This is a genomic window from Oceanicola sp. S124, from assembly GCF_000220565.1.
Taxonomy (GTDB): domain Bacteria; phylum Pseudomonadota; class Alphaproteobacteria; order Rhodobacterales; family Rhodobacteraceae; genus Pseudooceanicola.
This window is the reverse complement of sequence record NZ_AFPM01000193.1, coordinates 1-6322: the sequence shown is the minus strand read 5'-3', so window position 1 is coordinate 6322 and position 6322 is coordinate 1. Positions and strand designations below refer to the sequence as shown.

Genomic DNA, 6322 nt, shown 5'->3' with positions numbered 1-6322 from the left:
CGCAGGCACCGGGGACCGGGCTGTTCTACTCGGGCGGGGTGGATTCCAGCTATTCCCTGATCGAGGCCCGGGACAGGGTCAGCGCGCTGATCACCCTGCTGGGGGTCGACGTGCCGTTGTCGGATACCGTCGAGAGCGCCGCCATGGAGGCCCGCACCCGCGCCCTGGCCCGCGCCCGCGGCATCGAGGCCATCGTCATCGAGACCGACGTGCGCCAGGGCTTCCACCCCTATGCCGGATGGGTCGAGATGCACGGCGGCGCGCTGGCCGCCATCGGCCACCTGCTGTCGGATCATTTCGCAGAGCTGCTGATCGCCTCGTCCGGCGACCTCGGCGATCTCACGCCCTGGGGCTCGCATCCGCTTCTGGATCCCCTGTTCTCGACGCCGGCGCTCTCGGTGGTGCATCACTGCCCGCATGCGCGGGTCGACAAGATCCTTCGGGTCGCCGACGAGGGCAGCATGCTGCCCGAGTTGCGCGTCTGCACCCAGACCAGCGTCAATTGCGGGCGCTGTCCCAAGTGCAATTTCGTCCTGCGCGTTCTCGACATCCACGGCCATCGGACGCGGGCGGTCAGCTTTCCCGATGTCGATCCGCTGGAAAAGCCGCTCTGGGTCAGCTACGCCAGCCACCTGAACGAGGCGCAACTGATGCGCCAGGCCGCCGAACGGGCCGGGCGCCAGGATCACGTCCGCTCCATCGACGCCGGGATCGACGCCTTCCACCGCCGCACCGGCGGGCCGCTGAAATCCGTCGTGGCCTGGCTGAAACCCCGCCAGCGGGTGTTCCGCCACCGCCGCCGCTGGCAGAGGGCGCAGCCATGAGCTTCTGTCGCACCAGCGCCCTGCTGCTGCCGGCGATGGTCATCCACCTGCGCCGCAATACCGCCCGCCGCGCCAGGGTCGAGGCCCTGCTGGCCCAGCTCGGGCCTGGCGCCGATGTGATGCCGGCCATCGACGGCGCCACGATGAGCCAGGCGCAGCTGGCCGCCGCCCAGGGCCCCTGCGCCGTCACCCCCTATCCGTTCCGGCTGCGTCCCGCAGAGGTGGCCACCTTTCTCAGCCATCGCGCCTGCTGGCAGCGCATCCTCGACGAAGGCCACCCGGCGGCCCTCGTGCTGGAAGACGACGTGGATCTTGGTCCGCGCTTTCCTGCCGCGCTGGAACTGGCCGTGACCCATCTGCCCGAGACCGCCCTGGTCCGCTTCCCGGTCAAGCCCTCAGAGCGCGGGCCGCTGGTTGCCGGCCATCGCCCCGACATCCGCCTGCTGCGACCCGAGACCGTCGGGCTGGGGATGCGCGCCCAGGTGGTGACCCGCGCCGCCGCGGCCCGGCTGCTGGCCGCCACCAGCCGGATCGATCGCCCGGTGGACACATTCCTGCAGCTGCGCTGGCTGCATGGGGTCGAGGTGCTGTCGGTCTGGCCCTCCGGCGTGCGCGAGGTGTCCGCGAGCCTCGGCGGCAGCTCGATCCATGGCTGCCTGACGGCCCGCCAGAGGTTGCGCCGCGAGGTGCTGCGGCCGATCTACCGGCTGCAGATCGCGCTGCAATCGCGCTGGTACCGCTCATGATCCGCAAGGTCCGCAAGCTGAACCGCAGCTCGCGCGCGCAGCTGCGCGGCAGTGCAGCACGGGCGATGTTCTGGCACCTCGGCACACCCAACTTCGGCGACGACATCAACCCCGACCTCTTCGAGGCCCTCTCGGGGCAGCGCATCCGCCTGTGCCGCGACCGGCAGCGCGCGCATTTCCTCGGCATGGGCAGCATCCTGGGCAAGGCCACCCCGCAGTCGGTCGTGCTCGGCTCGGGCCTGCTGGAGCCGGTGCAGACCGCCCCGGCCCCGGGCCGCGTGGTGGCGCTGCGCGGCGCGCTCTCTGCCCGGGCCTTGGGGCTGGAGGGCACGGTACCCCTCGGCGATCCGCTGGTGCTGGTGGACCGGCTGATGCGCCCCGAGGGCGGCGAGGACGTCGGGCTGATCCCCCATGTGCGTTCCCTGCCCGCCCTGCGCCGCAACCTGCCGCCGGGGCTGCGCCTCATCGACGTCAGCCGCCCCCCCTGGCAGGTACTGCGCGACATCGGCCGCTGCCGCGTGGTGCTGAGCCAGTCCCTGCACGGGCTGATCGCGGCGGATGCCTTCTCTATCCCCAGCCTCTGGCTGGCCCCCTCGGAGCAGATGCAGGGCGGGCGGTTCAAGTTCGATGACTACTTCTCGACCCTGGATGCCACCCGCACCGCCTATCCGATCACCGCGGCGCTGCTGCGCGATCCGCCCCTCGCCGAGGCATCGGTTGGTCGCTACACGGGCCACAAGGCCGAGCTTCAGGCCCATCTGTCCGCCGCCCTCACGGAAGGAGCCGCTGCGTGAAACGCCCGCTGCGCCGCCGCCTCGCCGACCTGGAACGCGACTTCCGCGTCAAGCTGATCCGGCCGCTGCAGATCGACCACGCCCTGCGGGTCCGGCGGCGGGCGAAGGGCACCTTCATCGGTGTCACCGGCAGTTCCGCCAAGTCGACCACCGCGACGCTGATCACAGCCATCCTCGAGGGCGAGGGCATGGTCAACGCGCAGATCTTCGACAACACGATCAACCCGCTGCTGAAGACCATCCGGGCCTCGGAGGGCGCCGATTTCGTGGTCGCCGAGACCGGCGTCGGCGGACCGGGCCAGATGCCGGACATGGCGCGGCTGCTCTGCCCGGATGTCGCGGTGGTCACGCTGATCGGCCGCGAGCACTTCAGCCAGTTCCGCAGCCGCGAGGCGATCGCCGCCGAGAAAGGCGCGCTGGTGGCGGCGCTGCGGCCCGGCGGGCTGGCGGTGCTGAACGGGGATGACGACCTGGCCTCGGGCATGGCCGCGCGGACCGGGGCACGGGTGATCCGTTTCGGCGAAAGCGCGGAGGCCGACTGCCGGATCACCGCGATCACCGGTGATGCGCTGAGCGGGATCACCGTGACGCTGGACTGGCAGGGCCGGCCCCTGGTGCTGCCCACCCGGTTCCCGGCCCGTCACTTCGCCCTGCCGGTCACCGCCGCCGCCGCGACCGGCCTGGCCCTCGGCGTGGCCCCCGAGCGCATCGCCGCCGCCATTGCACGTGTCGCCCCGCTGCCGACCCGGTTCTCGCGTCACGACATACCCGGCGGCCCGGTGGTCTTTGCCGACTGCGCCAAGGCACCGCGCGACACCCTCGGGCTGGCCTTCGAGGCCCTGCGCGACGCCCCCGCCCCGCGGCGGCGCATCGTCATCGGCTCGATCTCGGATTATGGCGACAAGCGCCGCAAGGTGCAGCGCGAAGCGGTCGAGGCGGCGCTGCTCTGTGCCGACGAGGTGGTGCTGGTGGCGGACCGCTCGCACCGTGGCAGCGTGCTGCCCGAGGCCGAGGCGAAGGGCCGGCTGCTTCAGGTCCAGACCGTCGAAGAGGCCGCCACCCATGTCGTCGCCACTGCCCTGCCGGGCGAGGTGATCCTGTTGAAGGGCTCGGAGTTCCAGCACCTCGAGCGCATCCTGCTGGCCCTTGCCGGGCCGGTCCGCTGCTGGTCGCATGACTGCGGCGTGTCGGGCAGCTGCATGGACTGCGGGCTGCATCACCTGCCCTTCGAGGCAAATCGGGGGATGCATCGCGGCGCGCGGCGCCTCCGCAAGGCGCGCCGGTCGCGTCAGGCCCCGCCGAAGGTCCAGGAGACGCCCTGATCGACGCCTTGACCGGCGTGTTCGCCCGCGCAACGAAAAACGCGCGGAGGTTTCCCCCCGCGCGTTCCGATTTCAACCCTGTGGACGGGTTCAGCCGACCAGTTCGAGGCCGGAGAAGAAGAAGGCGATCTCCTGGGCCGCGGTCTCGGGCGCGTCGGAGCCGTGGACCGAGTTCTCACCGACGGACTCGGCGAATTCGGCGCGGATGGTGCCGGCAGCCGCATCGGCGGGGTTGGTCGCGCCCATGACTTCGCGGTTCTTCGCGATGGCGCCTTCACCTTCCAGCACCTGCACGACGACCGGCGCGGAGGCCATGAATTCGGTCAGCTCGCCGAAGAAGGGGCGTTCCTTGTGCACGGCGTAGAATTCACCGGCCTGTGCGATGGTCAGCTGGATGCGCTTCTGGGCGACGATGCGCAGGCCGGCCTCTTCGAACTTGGCGTTGATCTTGCCGGTCAGGTTGCGGCGGGTGGCGTCGGGCTTGATGATCGAAAGGGTGCGTTCGGTGGCCATGTCACTGTCCTCTGAAGTCGGGCGGGCGCTGCCGCCGGGAAATATCCGCGCCCGGGTAGCATGGGGATGGCGCTTTGAAAAGCGGGTATCTGGGGCGGCTGCCTCAGGGGCAGGCAGGGGGCTCTGCCCCCCGGCCTCCGTTCCGGAGCCCTCCCCCCGGAGTATTTTCAGCCCGGTGATGGTCGCAGGAGGCGGGGTGCCCGGTCGCGACCCGCTGCGCGCGCAGGTCAAGGGGACCGATCCCTGCGCATGAGGCGGGCGATATGCGCCTGAGTGTTGACCGGGCATTCCTGGGACAAACCCCTGCCGGATCAGGGAGTTTCCCCTGGAGGAGTGCCTGCGCCCTGCCCGCGGGTGGCACCCTGTCCCTGTCGCATTGCAAGCTTCGATTGACGGCCCCCTCGGCTTGCGGCAGAGAGCGGCCATGTTGCGTATTTCCTCGATCAATTACTCCGTCGCCGGCCGTTCCCTTCTGGAAGAGGCCTCCGTCACCATTCCCGAAGGCCACAAGGTGGGCATCGTCGGCCGCAACGGCACCGGCAAGACCACGCTGTTCAAGCTGATCCGGGGCGAGCTGACGCTGGATGGCGGAGAGATCACCCTGCCCGTCCGCGCCCGCATCGGCGGCGTGGCGCAGGAGGTGCCGGGCAACGAGGTGTCGCTGATCGATACCGTGCTGGCCGCCGATACCGAGCGCGCCGGCCTGCTGGCCGAGGCCGAGAGCGCCACCGAGGCAGGCCGTATCGCCGATATCCAGACGCGTCTGGCCGATATCGACGCCTGGTCCGCGGAAGGCCGCGCGGCGAGCATCCTGAAGGGCCTCGGCTTCAATGACGCCGAGCAGAAGATGCCCTGTTCCGCCTTCTCGGGCGGCTGGCGGATGCGCGTGGCGCTGGCGGGCGTGCTGTTCAGCCAGCCCGACCTGCTGCTGCTCGACGAACCGACCAACTACCTGGACCTGGAAGGCGCGCTCTGGCTGGAGAGCTACCTGCAGACCTATCCCCATACGGTGCTGGTGATCAGCCACGACCGCGGACTGCTGAACCGCGCCGTCGGTCACATCCTGCACCTGGAAGACAAGAAGCTGACGCTCTATTCCGGCGGCTATGACACCTTCGCACGCACCCGCGCGGCGAAGCTGGCCGTGGCCGAAGCCGAGGCCAGCAAGCAGGAAGCCCGCCGGGCGCACCTGCAAAGCTTCGTCGATCGCTTCAAAGCCAAGGCCTCCAAGGCCAAGCAGGCGCAGTCGCGCGTCAAGGCGCTGGAGAAGATGACCCCGATCACCCGGCCGCAGGAGGCCGCGCTGCGCCGGTTCTCCTTCCCGCAGCCCGAGGAGCTGTCTCCGCCGATCCTGAAGACCGAGGGCGTTTCGGTCGGCTATGACGGCAAGCCGGTGCTGCGCAAGCTGGACCTTCGGATCGACCAGGACGACCGCATCGCCCTGCTCGGCCGCAACGGCGAGGGCAAGTCGACGCTGTCGAAGCTGCTCTCGGACCGGCTGGCGGCGATGGAGGGCGATATCGTCAAGAGCTCGAAGCTGCGCATAGGCTTCTTTGCCCAGCACCAGGTCGAAGAGCTGTACCTGGACGAAACCCCCATCGACCACGTCCGGCGCGAGCGCCCGAACGAGGCGCCGGCGCAGCTGCGCGCGCGGCTGGCCGGTTTCGGTGTCGGGGCCGAGCAGGCCGAAACGCTGGTCGGCAAGCTGTCGGGCGGTCAGAAGGCGCGGCTGTCGCTGCTGCTGGCGACGCTGGATGCCCCGCATATGCTGATCCTCGACGAACCGACCAACCACCTGGACATCGAGAGCCGCGAGGCGCTGGTCGAGGCGCTGACCGATTACACCGGCGCGGTGATCCTGGTCAGCCACGACATGCACCTGCTGAGCCTCGTCGCCGACCGGCTCTGGCTGGTCAAGGACGGCCATGTGACCCCCTACGAGGGCGACCTGGAAAGCTATCGCCAGCTGCTGCTGACGCCGGACAAGCCGGTCAAGGCCGAGGCCCCCAAGCCCAAGCCGAAGAAGCCCTCGCGTGATCAGATCCTTGCCCTGCGCGGCGAGGTGCGCAAATGCGAGGAACGGGTGAAGAAGCTGGAGGACATGGCCGACAAGCTGTCCAAGA

General features: G+C 69.9%; 6 protein-coding genes. 5 read left to right on the top strand and 1 reads right to left on the bottom strand.

Annotation, left to right across the window (positions count from 1 at the left end; translation table 11 throughout):
* The 4 genes from OS124_RS27505 to OS124_RS0113700 all read left to right on the top strand — a co-directional run.
* A partial coding sequence (locus OS124_RS27505) for a hypothetical protein (RefSeq protein WP_010140279.1) occupies window positions 1-824 on the top strand: 824 nt, incomplete at its 5' end.
* Entirely contained in the window at window positions 821-1570 is a 750-nt protein-coding gene (locus OS124_RS27500) for a glycosyltransferase family 25 protein (RefSeq protein ID WP_010140277.1), read from the top strand. The genes OS124_RS27505 and OS124_RS27500, both read left to right, overlap by 4 nt.
* Window positions 1567-2364 (top strand): polysaccharide pyruvyl transferase family protein, encoded by a 798-nt coding sequence (locus tag OS124_RS24700; RefSeq protein WP_010140276.1) that lies wholly within the window; start codon window positions 1567-1569, stop codon window positions 2362-2364. Before OS124_RS27500 ends, OS124_RS24700 begins: the two co-directional genes overlap by 4 nt.
* Complete coding sequence (locus OS124_RS0113700; protein ID WP_010140275.1) at window positions 2361-3686, top strand: Mur ligase family protein; 1326 nt, start codon at window positions 2361-2363, stop codon at window positions 3684-3686. The genes OS124_RS24700 and OS124_RS0113700 overlap by 4 nt, the downstream gene beginning before the upstream one ends.
* A 90-nt stretch (window positions 3687-3776) precedes the next feature.
* Here the strand turns inward: OS124_RS0113700 and ndk are convergent, their stop codons facing one another.
* Window positions 3777-4199, bottom strand: a complete 423-nt coding sequence (gene ndk, locus OS124_RS0113695) for a nucleoside-diphosphate kinase (protein ID WP_010140274.1) — start codon at window positions 4197-4199, stop codon at window positions 3777-3779.
* A gap of 424 nt (window positions 4200-4623) precedes the next feature.
* Here ndk and OS124_RS0113690 point away from each other — a divergent pair.
* Window positions 4624-6322: ABC-F family ATP-binding cassette domain-containing protein (locus OS124_RS0113690; RefSeq protein WP_010140273.1), on the top strand; the 1699-nt coding region annotated here is incomplete at its 3' end.